This window comes from Paenibacillus sp. FSL F4-0097, from assembly GCF_038593125.1.
Lineage (GTDB): Bacteria > Bacillota > Bacilli > Paenibacillales > Paenibacillaceae > Paenibacillus_AQ > Paenibacillus_AQ odorifer.
The window spans coordinates 3951565-3973561 of record NZ_CP151965.1; the positions used below are offsets into that span (position 1 = coordinate 3951565).

The 21997-nt window shown below is 43.9% G+C and carries 16 protein-coding genes and 1 pseudogene; 3 read left to right on the forward strand and 14 right to left on the reverse strand.

The window, feature by feature from the left end; all coding sequences use genetic code 11:
- Positions 1-75: 75 nt before the first annotated feature.
- Positions 76-1338 (reverse strand): group II intron reverse transcriptase/maturase, encoded by a 1263-nt coding sequence (gene ltrA, locus MHH86_RS17720; RefSeq protein WP_076317345.1) that lies wholly within the window; start codon positions 1336-1338, stop codon positions 76-78.
- A 365-nt stretch (positions 1339-1703) separates the two neighbouring features.
- Between ltrA and MHH86_RS17725 the strand changes: the two genes are divergently transcribed.
- Complete coding sequence (locus MHH86_RS17725; RefSeq protein WP_256720279.1) at positions 1704-1838, forward strand: hypothetical protein; 135 nt, start codon at positions 1704-1706, stop codon at positions 1836-1838.
- A gap of 109 nt (positions 1839-1947) precedes the next feature.
- On the opposite strand, the gene MHH86_RS17730 is transcribed toward MHH86_RS17725, so the two are convergent.
- From MHH86_RS17730 to MHH86_RS17765, 8 genes and pseudogenes are all read right to left on the reverse strand, one after another.
- Positions 1948-3009 carry a glycoside hydrolase family 76 protein gene (locus tag MHH86_RS17730; protein ID WP_036688082.1) on the reverse strand — a complete coding sequence of 354 codons (1062 nt, stop codon included), beginning with the start codon at positions 3007-3009 and terminating at the stop codon, positions 1948-1950.
- A 12-nt stretch (positions 3010-3021) separates the two neighbouring features.
- Positions 3022-4077: a glycoside hydrolase family 76 protein gene (locus MHH86_RS17735; RefSeq protein ID WP_036688084.1), complete on the reverse strand. Its 1056-nt coding sequence runs from the start codon at positions 4075-4077 to the stop codon at positions 3022-3024.
- A 33-nt stretch (positions 4078-4110) separates the two neighbouring features.
- Positions 4111-4998 (reverse strand): carbohydrate ABC transporter permease, encoded by an 888-nt coding sequence (locus MHH86_RS17740; protein ID WP_038571680.1) that lies wholly within the window; start codon positions 4996-4998, stop codon positions 4111-4113.
- Between the two features lie 33 nt (positions 4999-5031).
- The gene (locus MHH86_RS17745; protein WP_036688088.1) at positions 5032-5919 is read right to left on the reverse strand and encodes a sugar ABC transporter permease; all 888 of its coding nucleotides are present in this window, start codon (positions 5917-5919) and stop codon (positions 5032-5034) included.
- A 64-nt stretch (positions 5920-5983) separates the two neighbouring features.
- Positions 5984-7288: an ABC transporter substrate-binding protein gene (locus tag MHH86_RS17750; RefSeq protein WP_342479371.1), complete on the reverse strand. Its 1305-nt coding sequence runs from the start codon at positions 7286-7288 to the stop codon at positions 5984-5986.
- Positions 7289-7332: 44 nt separating this feature from the next.
- A complete protein-coding gene (locus tag MHH86_RS17755) occupies positions 7333-8598 on the reverse strand; it encodes a glycoside hydrolase family 125 protein (protein WP_342479372.1) in 1266 nt (421 codons plus the stop codon).
- A 245-nt stretch (positions 8599-8843) separates the two neighbouring features.
- Entirely contained in the window at positions 8844-10028 is a 1185-nt protein-coding gene (locus tag MHH86_RS17760; protein ID WP_340891469.1) for a GntR family transcriptional regulator, read from the reverse strand.
- A 218-nt stretch (positions 10029-10246) separates the two neighbouring features.
- A pseudogene (locus tag MHH86_RS17765) lies at positions 10247-10381 on the reverse strand (VOC family protein); the annotation flags it as partial.
- 230 nt (positions 10382-10611) lie between these two features.
- Between MHH86_RS17765 and MHH86_RS17770 the strand changes: the two are divergent.
- Complete coding sequence (locus MHH86_RS17770) at positions 10612-12306, forward strand: M3 family oligoendopeptidase (RefSeq protein WP_340891471.1); 1695 nt, start codon at positions 10612-10614, stop codon at positions 12304-12306.
- A 77-nt stretch (positions 12307-12383) separates the two neighbouring features.
- Here the strand turns inward: MHH86_RS17770 and MHH86_RS17775 are convergent, their stop codons facing one another.
- Positions 12384-15137, reverse strand: coding sequence for a glycoside hydrolase family 2 (locus MHH86_RS17775; RefSeq protein WP_038571688.1), 2754 nt, complete (start codon positions 15135-15137; stop codon positions 12384-12386).
- Between the two features lie 143 nt (positions 15138-15280).
- On the opposite strand from MHH86_RS17775, the gene MHH86_RS17780 reads away from it, so the two are divergent.
- On the forward strand, positions 15281-16213 hold the full coding sequence (locus MHH86_RS17780) for a helix-turn-helix domain-containing protein (RefSeq protein ID WP_235219558.1): 933 nt from the start codon (positions 15281-15283) through the stop codon (positions 16211-16213).
- Between the two features lie 129 nt (positions 16214-16342).
- Here the strand turns inward: MHH86_RS17780 and MHH86_RS17785 are convergent, their stop codons facing one another.
- The 4 genes from MHH86_RS17785 to MHH86_RS17800 form a co-directional block, all read right to left on the reverse strand.
- Positions 16343-16717 (reverse strand): DUF1801 domain-containing protein, encoded by a 375-nt coding sequence (locus MHH86_RS17785; RefSeq protein ID WP_036688098.1) that lies wholly within the window; start codon positions 16715-16717, stop codon positions 16343-16345.
- Between the two features lie 19 nt (positions 16718-16736).
- On the reverse strand, positions 16737-17111 hold the full coding sequence (locus MHH86_RS17790; protein WP_340891478.1) for a DUF4180 domain-containing protein: 375 nt from the start codon (positions 17109-17111) through the stop codon (positions 16737-16739).
- On the reverse strand, positions 17092-17631 hold the full coding sequence (locus MHH86_RS17795; protein WP_340891480.1) for an ankyrin repeat domain-containing protein: 540 nt from the start codon (positions 17629-17631) through the stop codon (positions 17092-17094). Before MHH86_RS17795 ends, MHH86_RS17790 begins: the two co-directional genes overlap by 20 nt.
- A 161-nt stretch (positions 17632-17792) precedes the next feature.
- Positions 17793-21920, reverse strand: a complete 4128-nt coding sequence (locus MHH86_RS17800; protein ID WP_342479373.1) for an S-layer homology domain-containing protein — start codon at positions 21918-21920, stop codon at positions 17793-17795.
- Between the last annotated feature and the right edge of the window lie 77 nt (positions 21921-21997).

A 21997-nucleotide genomic window follows, 5' to 3' on the forward strand; every position in this document is an offset into this window, starting at 1 on the left:
TTCAAATCGAGTAGGAGGGGGCGGCTAGCCCCCGACCTCTCACACCACCGTACGTACCGTTCGATATACGGCGGTTCATGAAATATTCCGTAAGGAGTTGTATCTGTCCAATACACTCTTTAATCCATTGGCTTCCCAATATTGGTTATTCAATACATGTTGTAGAATTGGACTCCCTGCAATTCGCCAATACCCTTTTCGGGTATTTCCCCACTCATAGGCTTTATCCTTAGGTACCCCTAAGGATATAAGTCTTTTGACTTTGGTTCTAGGGGTCTTCCACTGCTTCCAGAGGCACATTCGTAGCCTTCTTCGTATCCATTTATCCATATCTCGAAAGGTACTTGGGGTATCCGCCAGCGAGAAATAACCGCACCATCCCATGAGGTAGTGGTTTAGTTCCTTGATTCGCTCTTCCATCTTCATCGATCTCTTTCGAGAGGATATCTCCTGTATTCGAACCTTGACTCTCTGTAAGGATTGCTTCGCAATTCTCACCTTTGGTTCTTTGTCCACACTAAAACTAAATCCTAGAAACTTTCGTTTCCAGGGACGGTCTACCGCGCTCTTTACTTGGTTCACCTTCAGCTTTAGCCTCGTCTCGATGAATCGGGTGACCGTTGTCTTGACTCTCTCTCCTGCTCTTAGCGTTTTCACGTAAATATTGCAATCATCCGCATAACGAACGAAGCGGTGCCCACGTTTCTCGAGTTCTTTGTCGAGCTCATCTAGGACAATGTTAGATAATAACGGACTCAGTGGACCGCCTTGCGGGGCACCTTCCGTTGTCGGGGTTACTAACCCGTTCTCCATCACACCTGACTGAAGATATTTGCGGATAAGCAGGAGAACTTTCTTGTCCTCCACTTTCTCCGAAATCTTCATCATCAGTCGGTCATGGTTGACGCGATCAAAGAATTTCTCCAAGTCTAGGTCGACTACGAATCGATAGCCTTCTTTCATAAAGGTTCGAGCTTTCCTCACCGCATCATGCCCTCGTCTTTTCGGACGGAATCCATAGCTATGGTCGGAAAACTCTGGATCAAACAATGGAGTTAACACCTGCGCGATTGCTTGTTGGATCATTCGATCTGTCACGGTAGGTATTCCTAGTAACCTAACACCTCCGCCACCGGGTTTCGGGATTTCGACTCGGCGCACGGGGCTCGGTTCATAGGTTCCTTCTTCTATGGCATGCCGCAAGGTCTGCCAGTTTTGTACGATGTGTTCTCGTAAGGATTTTACGGACATCCCATCTACGCCATGACTTCCTTTATTCGCTTCAACACGCTTTAAGGCTTGCAGAAGATTTTCCCGTGATAGCAGTTGCTCCAACATTTTTTTTTTAACCTCTCTTTACGTGATTTATACCTTCCATTTGTGCCAAAGATGAACTCCGCCCTGCTGAAGTCCCCCACGGGATTCACCGTTTCCTTCTTCAGTCAGGTCCTTTCGGATTTTTTTTTCTGCATTCATCGCTCATCTTGAACGCCTGGATGTATAAATCCTATTCCATGTTCAGCCCTTCCGCAGCTGTTGCAACAGCTTGCGTACTATGGCGTCTGCTGACTTCTGTGCACTCAGCCTACTCTCACAAGTAGGGTTACGAAGTATACTCGCCTATCACACAGATCTCCCCAGGTAAGAACGCTATCTTCCCCTCCATCTATCTGCTTCATTTACTCTCGTACGCCTTTGGCAGTATGGACTTTGGTTTGTTGTGCAACCTCATCCAGCCTACGTTAGCCTTGTATGAAGTTCGTATTCCTCAGACCGGAGATTTGCCGCTGGCTTCCTTCAGATTCCACCTCGCGGTGGACACCCTTGCCTTAAGCTAATGGCTACTACTGCCTTCGCCATTCGGGACTTCAACCCTATAGATAGCGCCCATGCTGGGCGCACACAACAAAAAGACACCTCTCTTGAGGTGTCTTTATATTTTATATGCTACTCGTTCGCCAGTGCCGCCGCACCCTCCAGCAGCATCAAGCCGCTGAGTTGAATGCTCAGCTGAACCGGAAGCTCCGGTTTCACTTCCCACGATGAACTGCACAGACCCAGTTGTTTATCCAGACCTTTTTCCCATAACTGCATTGCATTGGCCAATACGACCTCACGAATACGGATATTTTCAGGAGATTCTTTACAGAGCTGAACCAAATAACGAATCAGAATACCCTTGAACAAACCCGTATCATCAATGCCTTCATCAGGCAGTATCAGATTAACCGGATCACATAACCGATCAATACAAGTATTAGCCGTTCGATTCGCATCTTCTAAGTAATGAACATTACCCGTATTCTTGTAAAGCTCTAGGCCAGCGCCTAGAAACACTCCCTGACAGTACGTAAACTCCCAATCGTAATCGATCTGGCCATCCCCGCGTCTATTCATCCCATCCCACACAAAACCAGTCGCAGAATCCACTAAATATGTCTTGTTCCATTCATAGATACGGAGTGCCCACTCCAGATCCTCTTGCTTATGAAAAAGTTCATATAACCGGGCTGCAAGGATAACGGCAGGTGCATTGGCAGGAGTGTTTTTATAATCGAGCTGATCCTTCTTCCACGCCAGACCTCCACCCAACTGTTCATTCCAAGCCGTCTTAATATCCTCCCATAGATCAAGCACAGCACTTAAATAGGCTTCATGTCCTGTAACCCGATAAGCACGCAGCAACGCCAATGCTGTCCATTCCATATCATCATAGTAATTATGCCTGAAAGTCCCCCCGTTATAAGCTTGCAGACTTTGACTTAGCTCCTTAATTCTCAAGGAATACATAGGATCTCCACTACGCTCATAACCATCTACTAAAATATCAATGACATGAGCCTGCCACCAATAATAAAAGTTTTCCCCCGCAACGTTGTACTCTCTGGGATACCATTGGTTCATGATCCCAGTCTCAGCATTATAATAATTACGTAGTAGACATTGTTGGAACCACTCGGACTTTTCCTGCCAACTGACCGCTTCTATGGCTTCCTTTGCTTGTGTCATTAAGAACTCACCTCAAACCTGTTCCTTAGTTAATTCAGCCATCTTCTCCAGCAGCTTGATCGCACTAAGCTGGGAGCTGAGCTGAATTACAACAGCAGAGGACGAAGTCCAATCTGTGCCAAACAACACTGTGTCCTCTGACTTTCCTTGTTCCCAGAGACATTCTGCATTCGCACGCAGGAAATCAACAGCATCAACTGCTGCAGAATCAGCTTTAACCCATTCAGCTGTATAGCGAATCAGGATCCCTTTAAACAGTCCCGCATCACCATTCCCTTCATCTGGCAGCACACCTCCCTGAGAGTCAGCAAGTTCATGGGCTGCGGCGGCAAAGGTTAGGTGAGCATCCTCTAAATATTCTTGCTCTTTAGTAATACGGTACAGTTCAACTGCTGCGCCAATGAAGACGCCTTGATTGTAGGAGTATTTCCAATCCTTATCGATCTGGCCATTGCCAGTGCGATTCATGCCATCCCATACAAAACCCGTTGCCGGATCTACCAGATGCTCTTTTTGCCATCTGTATATTTTTAACGCCCATTCAAGATTGCTAGCTTCACCAAAAGCTTGATACAACCGTGCCGCAAGTATAGCTGCCGGTGCGTTGGCTGGTGTATTTTTATAATCCAACTGTGACTTCTGCCAAGCAATCCCACCGCCCATATGCTCGTTCCAGCCTGTCTGAATGTCATTCCATAAAAGAAGGGCTGTATCTTTATAACCTTCCACTCCTGTTGCTTGATATGCACGAAGCCACGCGAGAGCCATCCATTCCATATCATCATACAACTCATTTGGCCATACTCCACCATTTCGCTGAAGCAGACCTTCATGAAGTGCGGAAAGCCTTTCGGCATACCAGTTCTCTCTAGTCCGCTGTAGTCCATCTACCAATACATCCACAGCATGAGCCATCCACCAATAATGAAAAATCGTGTTGCATTCTCCATTTGGACAAGGTGTTTCTATATTGTACATTTTGATCGCTTCATTCCAGAATAATGAATCCAATGCAGCTTGTGCTTGATTCGCCCGTGCCTCCCAAATCCCTATCTCCAATTGGTTCATATAGACTCTCTCCCTGGTTCGATTTTTGTTGCATTAACCCTTAATACCACTAAAGGCTATTCCCTGTACAAAATAACGCTGAAGCGCTAAAAACAACACCAATATCGGCAAGATTGCTACTAGCGCACCAGCCATCATTGGACCGTAGTCTGTTTGAAAATTATAAGAAAAAGCTTGAAGTCCCATTTGAATCGTTGCTTTGTTGGGATCATTCAGCACAATCATTGGCCATAAGAAACTGTTCCAGCCCGCTTGGAAGGTAAAGATACTTAAAGTAGCCAACGCTGGTTTAGTCAACGGCAAATAAATCCGCCAAAATATTTTAAACTCTCCACAGCCTTCGATCCGGGCCATTTCCATCATGTCACTAGGCAAGGTGAGAAAGAATTGCCGCATAAAGAACACAGCAAAGGTTCCTGAAGCGCCCGGAAGAATAATCCCCCAGAATGAGTTCATCAGCCCGTTACCCCCGCTACCAAAAATATCATTGCCTCCAAAAAGAGGAATATGGCGCATAACATAAACCGTGGGGATCATCGTCACAATGCCTGGTATCATCATCGCCGCAAGCAGCACTCGGAATATTGGCTTATTGAGCTTAAAATTCAACTTTGCAAACGCGTATCCACTGATGGAACCAAAGAACAGATTCGCCAGCACACCCGCTACTGCAAGTACAAGCGAATTCCAGAAATAGAGCGCAAACGGAACCGTAGTAAATGCCTTACGATAGTGTTCTAAGGTCAAATGTGAAGGAAACCACCGGATGGGCATGGCGAATATCTCTTCGTCAGGCTTCAAGGATGTAAGAACACTCCAATAAAAAGGTAGAAACATTACGATGGCAATAACAATGCACACTATATAATAGATAGTTTTACTTAAGCTTCTTTTTAATAACGAACTTCCGCTAGTATCCATACCTCTATCCCCCTTCTGCATGGCAAGCCCGGCTTATACAATGGACTCCTCCGCCTTTGTGATCCGCATGTTTATAAGTGAGAATATGAGAATCGCCACAGCAAGCACAAATGCTTGTGCAGACGCATACCCCATTTGCAATTGATTAAAGCCCTGCTGATAGATCAGATAAACCGGGGTCTTTGTCATATTCGCCGGACCCCCCTGCGTCAGCACAAAAGCTTGGTCGAACAACTGCAACGCACCAATGATTGACATCGTACTGACAAGAAAGGTCGTTGGTCGCAGCTGCGGCCAAGTAATAAACCGGAAACAAGCCAGCTTATTAGCACCGTCCAGCCGTGCAGATTCGTACAAATAGTCAGGCACGCCTTGCAGACCTGCCAAGTAGATAATCATATTAGAACCTACTGACTGCCAGAGGGTAAGCATAATAATGGACAACATCGCTGTTCGTGTCTCGGATAACCAAGCCGGACCTGTAATCCCAACATAAGACAACAATCCGTTAACCAAACCAAATTCAGGATGCAAAAGCCAGATCCATACCGTAGCTGCAGCAACAGCGGATGTAAGGGTAGGCAGATAATTCAGTGTGCGGAACAACTTTACCCCACGCCAGGATCGACTAAGTAGAATCCCGAGGAGAAGCGAAATCAGAATATTAAATGGAACGAAAATGATGGAATACAGAAATACATTTCGGAATGTTTTCCATAACAAACTGTCCTCTATCAAACGGCGATAGTTATCAAAACCGATCCAATCGTTTCTACTAAGTACATCGTAGTTGGTAAAGCTTAAATATAGCGCCATTACCACGGGGATGACCGTGAAAACTGTAAACAGCAATACCGTGGGTGTAATAAACAGATAAGCCGTCCGCGCCTGATGTTTCTCTAGCTTTCTGATGGAAGCCATTTCAGCTACCCCCTCCTAAGCAAAAGGGAGGCGAAACCCCCCTTCACTTCAAATGTCTTACTTATTACTTCACTACTTCATTATCCTTCAGCATTTTGTCGCCCTCTTCTTGTGATTTCTTTAAGGTCTCATCAATGCTCATCTTGTTTTGCTGGTTAAGCTGCAAATTAGGGGCCAAAGCATCAGTCTCCATCACGGAATAACCAGGGTGGTTCGGACGAACCTTAGCGAACTCCAGCGTTTCCAGAAACGGCTGCCACTTTGGATCATCCTTGAAAAATGGATCTTCCATCGATGGCTTATAACCCGGCAGATTTAGACTCGTCTTAGCCCAGAGCAACGCGTTATCCTTGTTCGCTGTCCACCATTTGATGAACTCCCATGCCTCTTCTTTATGTTTGGAGCCTTCTGGAATCACTAGACCAAATCCACCCATGACACTGCCTTTATCACCATTTGGTCCGGCCGGAGGAGGAACGATCCCATAATCCAGATCTTTACCATATTTGTTATAGGTGCTGAGCATCCACGGACCGGAATACAGCATAGCCACTTTACCTGTGACAAAAGCATCTTGCCCTTCACCAAGTCCAAGTTCGAACCCTACTTTATATACCTTATCCTTGTTCATCAGACGATCCCAGAACTCAAGCACTTGCTTGCCCTGCTCATTATTAAAATTGGTCTTTCCATCTTCTGTAAGCATGGTGCCGCCAGCCTGTTGGAGATACATATTAAAAAGTCCCAAATCTCCCATAGAAAAACCTGCGGTCTCCAATTTATTTCCATTCCATTTGGTTAGCTTCGTAGCCGCTGCCTCTAGTTCATCCCAAGTTGTTGGAGGCTGAAGTCCAGCCTCTGCGAGCAGCTTCTTATTATAGAAAAGAGCACGTGCATCTACCGTAAGCGGCAGCCAATATAATTTGTCATCGTATGAAAGCTCCCGTAGCGATTCGCTGTAAAAATCATCTTCGGAAATGCCGTCACGCGTTAAGTATTCATCTACCGGATGCAGTACATTTTTCGGAGCATACAGCGAAGTTCTCCAACGGTCCCAAAACAGTACATCGGGAGTGCCACCATTGGTCGCAGAAGTTAGGAATTTGGTAATCATATCCTGTTGCAGCACATATTTTACGTGAATTTTATCCTGCGATTTATTAAAAGCATCCACCATGGTCTCGAATTGCTTCTGCCCCTCACCGCCCCAATCTCCCCAGAAGGTAAGCTCTGTCTTTTTCCCGGTACTGCTCCCAGCTTTGCTTGTGTTTCCGGTCTCTTTGTCCGCAGATCCGTTATTACCACCGCAGCCCGCAGCAAGTGTAGTAGTCATTACCAAAACAATGGAGGTAACCAGCCATTTTTTCATGTTCTCTATCCCCTTTAGAGTCGATTATAAAAACCTTGTTGGTCTCAACCGCGCTTAATTTGCCTACCACAGCGCATGAGTACAAGCTCACAGAACATCATGTTTGCCCAAGAGAACCATGGACGTGTAAATTCATCAGGATTATCCACATGAAACCCTTCATGCATAAATCCAGTTCCAGCATCCGTCTTCTCCAGCAGATGAAGTAAGACCTCCTGTTCCTCTATGCTGACAGATGTCATTCCCTGTATCGCTAAAGCTATGGGCCAGATATACCGATTTGGCGTATGCGGACTTCCAATGCCAGCAGCCTCTTTTCCTGCGAAAAAATAGGGATTAGTGCTACTTAAAATAAGTTCACGGGTATTCTTATAGATAGGATCATCAGCACTCACATAACCCAAATAGGGAATAGAGAGAAGACTCGGTACATTTGCATCATCCATAATATTCACCTGTCCCAGACCATCTACTTCATAGGCATAGACCGCCCCATACTCTGGATGTTCTACAATTCCATACTCACTTATTCCCTTATTAAGCTGGTCAGATAGTTTCCTAGCTTTCTTTTCCAACTCCTGATCACCTAAAATCTCACGGGCAATTTCACACACATATCGTAAAACAACCACAGCGAACATATTTGCTGGAACCAAATACCCATATTCACAGGCATCGTCACTAGGACGAAATCCAGACCAAGTCATTCCGGTATAAGCCGTCAACGTCCCTTTGCCTTCTCGAGCTAACGTATCCGTGGGCGGACAGTTCATCCGTTGAAAAAGATATTTTGAATCGCGCTCATGGTTCTGTTCGGTAGTCCATAATGTTATGATTCTTTCTACGCCCGTTACAAATGACTCATTAAACTGACTGGTGCGACCCGAATTCTTCCAGAGCAGATAACTCAGTTGGATTGGATAACATAACGAATCAATTTCATATTTTCTTTCCCAGACTCCCGGGCTCATCTCTGTCAGATCCTCTTGGTGACCATGCCCACTTTCTTCTTCATTGAATGCGTTAGCATAAGGATCAAGCTGGATGTAAGTAAATTGTCTACGTACAAGTCCCTCAATCATGTCTGCAATTTCTTCATCTTCGGAGGCAAGGATTAGGAAAGGTCTGACCTGTGCGGCGGAATCCCGTAGCCACATCGCTGGAATATCCCCGGTAATAACAAAAGTGCTTCCGTTTGGCATTCGTTTTAAGGTTGTGTTCCAGGTGTTAGCCATACATTTCTCGAACATGTCGGCTAATTTCGGACGATCACTCAGCTGTGCTTTTACGCTAGATGCCAGTTTTTGCATCGACTCGGGTATTTCTCTAGTTGCTTTCAGTTATAATACCCCCTTTTTCTTTTGAGCTTTGAAGCGCTTTCATTGATTAGTATATTGTCATGTAATTGGTATGTCAATATGTTTATTTATTATAATGATATATCAATACATCTATAAAGATAAATATATTTCTAAAATAAATAAAAAAACCCATCCATAAAGATAGGTTTTCATAACAACTAATATATGTTTAATTTGGATAATAACCCAAATTTCTATTTAGAGACGGATTGTTTAGCAGAGCTTGTTGATTCACCAGAAATCAACTCAGCTTCCAGCATTATCTTATTGGACACACTTTGCCCGTTCATAATTCGCAATACATTTTCTACTGCGAGTCGCCCCATCTCTTCTTCATTTTGCCGTAAATGGGTAAATGCATAACCCGAACCGAGTGGAGTTGGCGGACTATCAAAGCAAATGATCGAAATATCTTCTGGAATCCGTAGCCCAAGTCGTTGGACCGCAGTTCTAGCCAGCAGCGCAATATTATATTCCACAGCAAAAAGCGCTGTTATTGTTGGATTCTTTTGCAAATGAGAAATAAGCCGTGAAATGTCATGTTCAATATTCTCATCGTTGAAGGAATCCGGTAGTGTTGAGGTCAAATCGCTGACCCACAATCCCTTGTCTACAGCTATCCCCCGCTCCGCATGCGCTTGAATAAATCCTTCTACCCGCTCTTCAAGAGCTGTGGTATCCGCTGGAGGTGGAGAGAGAAAGGAGATGTGAGTATGCCCGAGATCAAATAAATACTCCGTACCTTTGAGTGCAGCCTGCATATTATCAGTACTAATCGATGCTGCTGCCACTCCTTTTAAATGGCGATCTACCAGAACTAGCGGGAAGCGCCCTATCACCAATTTTAGAATCTCAGCATTAAAAAATTCGCCTTGAGCCGGAAAAATGATCAGACCATCTACACCTAAGCTGAGCAACTTCTGAATAGACTTCTCTTCGTTCTCCGGGACCCCAAAGGTTCTTCTTAAAACCAGAAAACAATCATTATCACGTGAAGCCTGCTCCATGCCATAAATCAAGCCTGTGCCATAGCTGTTGCCAAAGTCGGTAATAACCAGACCGATCGTCTTTTCCTCATGGTTAAAGGAATTGAAAACAGTTCCGTCGGAGACCGTCCCCGGAGATATCGCTGATTCCATGTAATCGACTGCTGGATCAGCCACAAATGAACCTCTCCCCGGTTTTCTCACAATTAATTGTTCCGCGGCGAGCATTTCCAGAGCTTTTTTACTCGTAATCCGACTAACATTATAGGCTTCAGCCAGTTCTTTCTCAGAGGGAACCCGTTCCCCTTGTCCATAGGATTTATTAACGATAAGCTGCTTCACTTCATCAAATATTTTTTCATACATCGGTTTGGATGATGTTGTCTCACTCATGACTTTCGTTATCTCCTGACTCTAATTTTTTCATCTTATACATAATAATATATCATGATATATTAAGTTTGTCGACATTTGTGCTGCTGCTGCAAAAAAAGAGGGAGGAAGGATGTATGGTGTAAAGTGGAAAAATACAAATATTCATATATAAACAGAGATAACCCGTATTCAGCGAATGCGGGTTAAATAAAGGCTAAGTAATAGATAAGCTGTTGAAAGGCAACTGCTCCATGTTCAAATTCGTTCCCAATGATCCCTTTGGTCGGGAATCCTAATCCATCCTTGTAAAAAATCAAAACCCTCTCCAGATCGTCCACACCTAGTGTTATTACTGTAATCCGGGGTTTCATCTATATCGAGCCTCCTATTTTCGCTTCATTACATTGTACGGATGCGCTCATAAATTGCATTTCTACTATATTCTTAGATAATATCAAACCGTATTTCATCTAACAAGTTTTTACACTTTTGTCCATTTGTTCTTTTTTTATTCAAAAACAGCTAACACAGGTCTATCGTAAATTGCTGTTCAGAATATATAATAGAGACTATCTGGTATAGAAAGGAAGTTGAATAGTTAATGAAATTTAATGATTATCGCTATGAGCGCCCGGATGTAGAGAAGTTCAAACTGGATTTTAACAACCTGCTTAAAGATCTCAATGACACCGAGCCATTAGAAGTGCAAAAGGCTTCCGTTACCGCTATTAACAAGCTTCGCAATGAGTTTGACACGCTGCAGACATTGGTTAGCGTTCGCCATTCGATCAATACAACAGATGAATTCTACAAGGCTGAACAGGAATTCATGGACGAAATTGGGCCTATCGTTCAGGAATACATAACGGACTATTACAAAGCACTCGTCAATTCCAAATACAGAGCCGAATTCGAACAAGAATGGGGCACACAGTTGCTTCAGCTTGCAGAAGTAGCTCTGCGTACTTTTAGTCCAGAAATCATCGAAGATTTACAATTGGAGAACAAACTCTCTACAGAATACGCTCAGCTTATCGCGTCCGCTAAGATTCCATTCGAAGGCGAAGAACGCACACTGACTCAGCTTACTCCTTTTGAATTGTCCACGGACCGTGATATGCGTAAACGTGCTTCACAAGCCAGATATGATTTTATGTCTGAACATGAAAGTGAATTTGATCGAATCTATGACGAGCTAGTTAAAGTCCGTGACCGCATTGCTAAAAAGCTTGGTTACAGCAACTTTGTGGAGCTAGGTTATGACCGGATGATGCGGACCGATTATAACGCCGACATGGTAGCCAACTTCCGCAAACAAGTTCTGGAGCATATCGTACCCGTCTCCCAACAGCTTAAGAAACGGCAGACTGAACGTCTAGGCCTGGATGCCTTGAAATTTTATGACGAGAACTTCAGCTTCAAGACTGGCAACGCCACTCCTAAAGGAGATCCTGACTGGATTGTAGCTAACGGATCAAAGATGTACAAAGAGCTCTCTCCGGAAACTGATGAATTCTTTACTTTTATGTTGGATAACAATCTAGTGGATTTAGTAAGTAAAAAAGGAAAGCAAGGCGGCGGCTATTGTACTTACTTCAGCCAATACCAGGCACCTTTTATTTTCTCGAATTTCAATGGAACCTCAGGGGATATTGATGTCTTGACCCATGAAGTGGGGCATGCCTTCCAGGTGTATGAAAGCCGAAATATTAATGTACCCGAATATGCTTTTCCTACTTATGAAGCCTGTGAGATCCATTCCATGAGCATGGAGTTTTTTGCTTGGCCATGGATGGAATTGTTCTTTGAAGAGGATGCAGACAAATACCGTTTCAATCATTTGGCAGATAGCCTTCAGTTTATTCCTTACGGAGTTACTGTAGATGAATTCCAGCATTTTGTTTACAGCAATCCTGAAGCAACCCCTGCTGAACGTAAGCAAGCATGGCGAGAAATCGAGAAAAAATATTTGCCGCACCGCAATTATGAAGGTAATACTTATCTGGAACAGGGTGGATTTTGGCATAAGCAAGGCCATATCTTCGCTTCCCCGTTCTATTACATTGACTATACACTAGCACAGCTATGTGCCTTCCAGTTCTGGAAACGCTCAAATGAAGATTTCAAATCCGCTTGGAGTGATTATTTGGAGTTATGTCAAGCCGGAGGAAGCAAATCCTTTATCAAGCTAGTTGAACTTGCGGGCCTGACTTCACCTTTTGAAGATGGCTGCATTAGCTCGGTCATTGGGGAGATTGAAAGCTGGTTAAACAGCATTAATGATAAAGAACTTTAATAATACCTTGCAGTACCGATAAAAAAGCAATCCCTGCTTCTTAGCTGGGATTGCTTTTTTTTGCACATCGAGGTTATTTAGCGATAACGAATCAACAAGTCCAGTGGATAACGACCTGCATTACGGCCATACAAAGCTAGCCCGCCGTCCTCTGCTTGCAGCTCCAAACGAAAAACACGATTGCGATCCAGCTTCGCTGCTAACTGCCCCGGTACACTTGCCTTGCATAGGTAGCCGTAAGATCCAGCCTCATCCAGCTTATTCGCTATTGGCTGATAATGCCAAGACAAAATCCCTCTGCTATCAGCCGGATCATCCGGTAAATAGAAAGAACCAATCCGCTGCCCATCCACCAGAACGTTCACTCGGGAAGGATGACGCTCTTCATCCGTCATATAATACGTATTCGGATTATATTCCACCCTCGCATCTGCCCCATGCATAAGATCAAGGCCCATATCATTAAGCTTCGTACCTTCAACATGCCGCGCCAGCAATCGTTTAGCACTTGCTTCGAACATGATCTCAATCTCACCAATCATCGATTTATCTGCTGCATCTGGCAGTGTAACCTCATATACATAATGACCTTGCCCAGCACCATTAATCTTAGATCCTTGGATAGCATCCCATTGATGCTTAAAGTTATGTTCGGTATAAGCTCCCACTGGAATTTTTATAAATTCTCCTTCACCTTTAAACAATACAGTGTTATTACCGCCTCTTACATCGAAAGTAATGAAATTCCGCGTGATCACTTCACCCTTCTCATTAATCAGAGAAACAGCAAGTATTGCAGCCGCCTCCTGACCAGGCATTGTAATGTTCAAAGAAGGAAGTATAGTGTTTCCAAAGTTATCCCATTTCACAGACATATGTCCACTTTGCGCAGTGACCCGAATCCCCAAATTGTCGTACCACAGTTCCCATTTCAGCTTCAAATTATGACCGTGATAGCTGTCCGCGAAGCTGGAACCTAGCAAAGGTACTTTAACACTCTGCCCTGCTTCTACTGTCTGGCATGGAGGAGCATCTATCACGATAAAATCTGGGGAATGCAGATCCGCAATCGTCATCCCGGGAACAAAATCCCCATATCCAAAATCCTTATCGCTCCCGTCTAGCCGGTAATAACCATTGAACTCATTCGTAACATCACGGAATTCTGTAAATACGAATCCACATAGCTTATCATGCCGCCGGAATTCATTCATCATATAGCGGTAATGCCATGCCAAATCACTGTCCCCTGCACCACCTTCGATCCCCCACACGTTGCCGCATTCGCTGTTCATTAGAGGTGCATCAGACTGTACGTTGCCGCCAATACAGTTAAACTCCGACCCTGGGAATGTTTTATCTACAACCTCATTCATGTGGGCTTGCAGCTGCTCGTAACCATTAATGTAAAAGTGCCATGTATTAATATCCGATTCCACATGATCATAATTACAAGGCGAGTTATCCTCAACAATTCTAGTCGGATCAAGCTGCTTCGCCCAGCGATATTTCTCCCGCACCCATTCCTGTGTCTCTTTAAGATAACTACTCTGCTGCTGTACATCACTTGTGAGGCCAGCCTTCTGAGCATCTGTCTTCAAACCCCAGGTCTCATTGAACATAACCCACGAAAAAATAGATGGATGATTATAATCTCGTTCAATCACCTCAAGGGCTTCACTCTCATAGGAGGCTCTGGCTTTGTCATCTGGATTACCCCAGAAACAAGGCATATCTTCCATAACAAGAATGCCAAGCTTATCCGCCCAATACAGCTTACGGGGTTCTTCGGGCTTGATATGAATTCGCACCATGTTTAGTCCCAAACGTTTCATTAGATAAATTTCATCCCGCATGTCTTCATCCGTTGGATAGGTGAAATAACCTGTCTTGTGATAGGACTGATCAAGAGTGCCGTTCAAATATATCGGCTTGCCATTTAAGGTGATCCACCGATAATCACGATCGTCAAAGCGGGCAGTCTGAATTTCGCGAATTCCGAAATAAGTGCTGACTGTATCTGTACCAAACGATCCACTAAGCTGCAGTTCACCTTCGTATAAATAAGGAGTTTCTGGACTCCACAAATGCGGATTGGGAATATCGATAGACAGCTTACATTCGTTCTCCCCTGCTATAAGCTGCAGCTTCTCTGTATGAACAACGGAATGATCAGCGAATTGCAGCGTAAAATCTGCCGAACCCGTTTCATGCGAATTTATTCTTGTAGTTATAATCACCTGTCCATCTATACTGGTCACAAACTTTGCATCTTTCATATAAGTTTCGGGGCGTGCTTCAAGCCATACTGGCTGCCAAATTCCACGGATTTCTCCATATCCTTGTTTGCCCCGCGCTTGATAAGCATGATCGGAATCCTCAGCTCTTACGACAATATTATTCTCACTGTTAGCTGCCCAGTAAGGTGTAACATCAAATTCAAATGAACCATATCCACCTTGATGTGAACCTACATGTTCTCCATTTATCCACACATCACATGAATAATCTACTGCCCCAAAACGTAAAAACAATCGTGTTTGTTGGTCGATAGCCTGCCCATTCACGGTGCGTCGATACCAGCCGATTCCTTGTTGATCGCAGCCAATTCCGGATAAGGGACTTACCCAAGAAAAAGGTACAGTGATCATTGAATCGTAAGCGATTTCAGGATTGGAGTACCATAACGCCTTCATACCTTCGTTGTTCGGATCAAAGTTAAATGACCATTGCCCATTCAAATTCATCCATTCCTGACGTTGCCAATGTGGATGAGGGTGTTCAGATCGAGGAATCTCAAGTGTCTCAGAAGCTAATATAGAAGTTGTCATTTGGCGAGCACAGCCTTTCAAAATAAGAAGTTGAGCCCATTTTAGCACCAGTATATGATTTTCGCAATGTTTATTATGATTTTACAATATCCATTCTTCATTGTACAATAACCTCAACCCATCCTAAACGAAAAGGAACAAATATGATGAATGATATTTCACAAGAAACGATACGTTATCCCGCGTCACGCATTTTAGATGTAGCTAAAGCACTGTCTGGTGACGTCCGCGTCCGCATTCTTGAAGCCCTTGGCGAAAAGCCTATGAGTGTCAGTCAATTAGCTGAGACGTTAGGTGTAGCTCAGCCAACCATATCTATCAATGTGCAGACATTAGAACAGGTTAATCTTATCTCGTCTACGCAAGGAGCAAATCGCGAAAAAATCTGTGCGGTTACCTGTCGCTCTATTCATCTCGATCTCCCTTCGAAACTAGGGGATGGCCTGCATCAAACCGAGGAAATACATATGCCCATCGGCATGTTCTCCCGCTGCTCCATACAACCGTCCTGTGGGATGGCCGGAAAAGATGGTGGCGTCATTGGCTCCCAGGATGATCCAAGAGCATTCTACATGCCTGAACGAGTCGATGCCTCACTCTTATGGTTCGCGGAAGCGGGTTATGTCGAATACTATTTTGCCAACCCCCTGCCTCCAGGCGTCGAGTTGGATGAAATCCGCATTTCGGCAGAAGTATGCTCAGAAGCCCCTTCGTTCCGAGAGGATTGGGCCAGTGATATCAGCTTATCCATCAATGACCAGTTAGTCGGGACTTGGACTTGCCCCTCCGATTTCGGTAACCGCAAAGGGAAGCTGACCCCTGAACGTTGGAGAAGTGGAACTGAATATGGAGCTCTTACTACATGGAGTGTCTCTAAATCGGGCAGCAGCTGTAATGGTTCTCTCTCATCTTCCACTACAATCAGCTCTTTAAAGCTGGCGTTTAATGAACCTATTCGTGTACGTTTTGAAATTCGGGAGGATGCACTCAATAAAAGAGGATTAAATCTGTTCGGAAGTGGGTTTGGGGACTATGCCCAGGATATTATACTGGCATTCGTACGACGTCCGCAATGAGGATAGAAAGGCAAGAAGTGCCTCGTAAGAGGATCCAAATGTTCACTAGCTTCAAGAAGAAGATCAACAATGGATACACACTTCCAGCCCTAGCCAGACGTACAACTCTATTTCATACCAGTAGACGCCTTATTTTGCTTCAACTTTTTTTAGATTCTCAGAGACTCTGAAGGTTACAATCTTGCTAATTAATTCATAAGGCATAGGCTTATCAATGGGGAATTGAACGGAACCTTTAGCACCTTTATAGCCTGATAATTCATCTTTAAAAGCATTAATTCCACTTGGTGTGGGGTAGAATCCAATATGCTTGGGATAAGCAGCGAAATGCACCAAATTTCCGTGTAATGCAAAAGTAGGCATCTGATAGCTTATTTTTTCCTCTGCTTCCGGTGCCGCCTCTTTTATCACCTTTCTTAACGTATTAAGGATTTCCTGAACCTCAAGCGAAAACCCGGAAATATAGGCATCGATCGATTCATATGTGATTTTACTTTCATCCATGATATAACTCCTCTCTGGATCATCTCCACGATTTGCATAAATGAAGGGCTGCTGAAGCCTCAGCTTCAGTACTTTTGAACAACATCTTATCGCCTTGATTGCATTCGTAAATAAAATCATTCAGACTTTTGCTGTTATAGCTTGTAAATTCTCCTACGATAGCAACTCTCATCTGATAGTTTGTATATTTTTGAGCAATCTCACCAGCAATTCCAGACTTTAGCTCGAAAAAATCATCCGTAATCTGTTCCTTCCTCAGAAGCATTTTATCGCATCCTTGGTATTTCACATTCATCATTAAGTCTAAGGCATCCCTTACATTATTGATAATGATCTCTTCCCCAGAGATTATAGCTACCGTTGAATCATTCTTATCATCCACTGTGATTTTCATTCAAGACTACTCCTTTTCCGCGGAGAAATTCTGCAACATTATGATTACTCTGCTTAATCGCAACCGACCATGCAGATTCACCACTTTTAATTTTAGCAGAAATGTCGGCGCCATGTTCGATTAACAACTCTATTAGTTCTACATTATCCGTATGAAAAGCAGCAGAATGTAAGGAAGTATATCCATCACTATCAAATATATTGGTCTTGGCCTGATGTTGCAAAAGAACCCGGATCACCTCCATATTTCGCTCACCAGCAATTGCCGCATGTAATGCTGTGTTGGATGGAATATAGCTGATTTGGGAATGTGACACTGCATCAATGTCAGCACCATAGTCTAACAAAACCTGAACAGCTTCCACTTTACCAAAATGCGCGGCATAACCAAGCGGTGTAAGACCTTCGTTATTCTCCATATTCGCAAGGTTCGAATGAGCTTCCAGGATTTCTTTCAGCCGTTCTACCTGGCCTGATTCTGCTGCCTGAAATACATCATTAATGATTGGATTTATTTCCATAGATTTCGCCTCTTTTCTAATTATCGTATAAACGATCTAAGTTATTTTTTCTGGATAACTATCCATTCTCCTGCTTGGCTAACCATAAAAAGAAAAGAGGACTCGTTCAATGTTCTTTGAACGAATCCTCTATCTTCATCACAATTCTGGAGCTTAGTAGATTAAATTAAATCCGACTTTTCAAGTAGCCGCTTCACGATCTCTGCAACCTCAGCTCTTGTCATATCATCTTTTGGAGCAAGCCCTTTACTGCTTCTTCCCATGATAATGCCTGCCTGCAAAGTGTCAGTAACTCCACTGATCGCCCAGTTAGAAACCTCACTACTATCTGTGAATGGAGCTAACAAAACGTCAGCCGATTGAACAGAAAGCTTAGTCTGTAGCGCTGTAATTTTCATCGCTTTGGCGATAATTAACATCGCTTGTTCGCGGGTAATATGTTCATCAGGGCGGAACATACTATCTTCAAAACCATTGATTAATTGATAAGCAAATGCTGTGTTGATCGCACTGTTATACCAATCCGTGGTCTTTACATCTGAGAATGGTGTTGCAGCTTGTTCCATCTCAAGTCCCAGACCGCGTACAACAATCGCCGCAAACTCTGCACGGGTAATGGCTTGATCCGGAGTAAATTGACCATTACCTGTTCCCTCAATGACTAATCGAGAGCCCATATCGTTCACTGCCTCTTTTGCCCAGTGATTAGCCACATCACTAAATTCAAGCGGATGCCAGATTACGGAGTAAGTACCTCCGCTTAAGCTGTTGATAGTAGCAAAATATTTGCCATCAATTACAACCACTTTAGTAGGTACATGGTGTACCGAACCTTCGGAATCAACATACACTCCAGTTGTAATCTTGTTCGGGTCCATCCCCTCAGGAATGGCTATGGTACGTTTAACATACGTATTGAATTGGGAAAGTTCAATACTCTTATCTCCGTAGATACCTCTGGCCGTAAAATTAACTGGCGCGGAAACTAATGAAAAGGATCCTTTTTGCGCAGCTGCTTCTAAAGCTTTAACTTTATCGGCTGTAGGGGCGCTAATTTCAATCTGTATCTTAATATCTTGCAAAGCTACCGACTTGCCGATTTGTTCGTTCAAAGCGTCAATATTAATTTGCTGAGCAGGCAGTGTAAATGTCGCATTTCCTGTTTTGATCTCAAGAATTGCCTGATTACCCTGCATATTTTTAACCATTTGTCCGTTTAGTTCGCCAACTATAACATCAGATTTACTATTTGCAGCGATAGAAACTACCGTACCTTTACCTTCAGTGGCGAGCTTGTCCTCTAGCTTCTTCTGATCTAACACAATGGTGGTTAACGTTTGCTCATTCCGTTTACCATTCGTTGCGGTTCCCACTGTTTCCGCTTTACCATTGATTAGGATGGAAGCATCATTTACCACAGGTGCCGGAGTTGCTGATGGGGTTGGTTGCCACGGAACAACAACATCACCACCAGATGAAGTGCTAGGAACAATTGCATTGGACTCAGCAGAGGATTCGCTGATGCCAGCTTTATTGATTGCCTGTATCGTGAAGGTATAGCTTGTTCCATTCGTCAAACCACTGATTGTCAGCGGACTTCCAGTTCCCGTAACCGTCAAACCTCCCGGATTAGCAGTTACAATATATCCTATGATTTCGCTGCCTCCATCGTTCACCGGCGGTATAAAGGTGATGATTGCTTGACCATTCTCTGCAGTTGCAGTTACAGATGTTGGAATTCCTGGTGCTGTAACTGGCTTAACAGGAGCCTTCACAGTGACGGTTGTAGAAGCCGTATAACTTCCATCTTTCGTCGTTACCGTAATGATGGCTGTTCCCTCACCAATCGGAGTTACTACTCCATAAACAACCTTAGCTACTGTCTCATCGCTGGAGCTCCAGATTACACCTTTATTTGTCGCATTAGCAGGTGCTACTGTAACTTGTAGATTCCCGTCGCCTTCACCCACCGTTAAGTTAAGTTCTGTCTGGTCTAAAGTCACCCCAGTTACGATAACGCTAGGTGGCTTAGGAGCGGCTACATTAACTGTGGTTGAAGCCTTAAAACTTCCATCTTTGGTCGTTACCGTAATAACTGCGGTACCCTCTCCAACCGGAGTTACCACTCCGTTTACTACGGTCGCAACTGTCTCATCGCTAGAGCTCCAGATCACGTCTTTATCCGTTGCATTGGCAGGCTCTATTGTTGCTTTTAGAATTCCATTAGCTTCACCAGCTGTTAAATTCAGTGTCTCCTGATCTAGCTTCACTCCAGTTACGTCCACAACGGGTGGGATTGGGGCACTCACATTTACTACAGACGAAGCAGTAAAACTTCCATCAGTAGTCGTTACCGTGATGATCGCTGTTCCAACGCCAATTGGAGTTACCACTCCGTTTACAACGGTCGCGACTGTTTCATCGCTAGAGCTCCAGATCACGTCTTTATCCGTTGCATTGGCAGGCTCTATTGTTGCTTTTAGGAGTCCATCAGCTTCTCCAGCTGTTAATTCCAGTGTCTCCTGATCTAGCTTCACTCCAGTTACGTCCACAACCGGCGGGATTGGAGCACTTACATTTACTACAGACGAAGCAGTAAAACTTCCATCAGTAGTCGTTACCGTGATGATCGCTGTTCCAACGCCAACTGGAGTTACCACTCCGTTTACAACGGTTGCAACAGTTTCATCACTAGAGCTCCAATTTACTGTTTTGTTCGTGGCATCAGCAGGTGTTACTACGGCACTAAGTGTGTCCCCTGCTTCTCCTTGCGTTAAACTCAGTGATGGTTTATCCAAAGACACTCCGGTTACGATTACATCCCCCGTATTGTTTACCGTCACATTAAAAGTGTAGGTGTTGTTTAATGTTCCATCACTTACTTTGACTGAAATCACACTGGTGCCAAAAGCATTCGCTGCGGGTGTTATTTCTAAAGTTCGTTGCTCACCACTTCCACTTATTTTCAGTCCATTATTCGGAATTAAGAGCGTATTCGAGGAAGTAGCTGATACTTGTAGGTCATCTCCATCCACATCGAGGACTTTAAAGGATCGTGAGACCGACTTGTTTTTATCGGTTGTAGTATTCCCCATAAAACCTGTGTCCTGCTTCCAGGTTGCCCCAGTAATTGTACCGTTCTTAAGGGGAAGACCAGAAGTATTAATAGCGACATTCCCATCATTGCTATTCGCTAATTTATAGTTTAAAGCCAGATTAGGCTCCGAGCCTGTCAAGTCGACATTCATTTCTCGAACAATATCACTTTGGGTCTTGGCTTTACTCCAGAACCTCACGTCTCTCATTCCACCGTTATAATCTCCGTCCTGTCTCCACGTGCTTTTTCCAAGCCAGTTATTCGGACGTGCAACGTTGCCTACAGTACTTAAATCCATAGCCCCTTCTGCCTTAAGTACACCATCCCAATAAATCCGTCCCTTTTTCTGACTGTGATCATAAACAATCGCGACATGAACCCATTTAGAAATCGGGAAATCCTCAGTGACATTAATATCTCCCTTATTAGTGTAGGCAGTGAAATTCATCCGTTTGCCGTTAAAACCCACAAAAATATTGTGGTTCTGCTCTGCGATCGATGATTCAAAAAATCTCATCCAGGTCTGAAAAGCATCTACCTTCAAAAATCCTTCAACTGTAAAAGAATTCCCATAAATCCGTTGATCCGGGAAGGTCACATAATCCCCGTTGCCGTCAAAACTAAGATAGTCCCCACCATTTAGTTCTGTCAGATAAGGTGCATCGTTCACTGGATTTACAGTAATTACGGCTATACCCGGATCTGAGCTGAACGCGGCAGATACTGTGGTATTCGCATTTTTTTGATAATTTTGATAACCTGATGCTGTCGTATCCCATAGCTTAAAGCTAATGGAAGCAGTTCCGTTCCAGTCTTTAGCCGGGACAAAACGGATTTTCTCCGATTTCAGCAGCAGAAAAGCATTACTGTTCGAAACCGGCTCGATATTATACCAAATTCTTCCCACCGTGTTGTAATACTGCCAGGCCCCTTTGGTATTATCTAAAGCTACTACAGCAATCCCCGTTAACTCTGGATCCGAAACTTTTCCTGACAAAAAGCTGGCTACCTCAACACCTGCGTTGGAATAGTCATCTTCATTGATGGACGTTATTATAGCTGGGCTATTCTCGATCCAACCGAAACTAGCTTTTGCACTTATGATTGGAGTTTGCATAGGACCCACCCCCTGCACCACAAGTCCAGTACATAAAGAAATACTAATGCCTATTTTCATAAATGATGGCTTCAAACTCTATTTCCCCCTCTAGCATAAATCATGTCATTAATTCGACAATAATCGAGAGTATTATACAAAATTAAGATAAA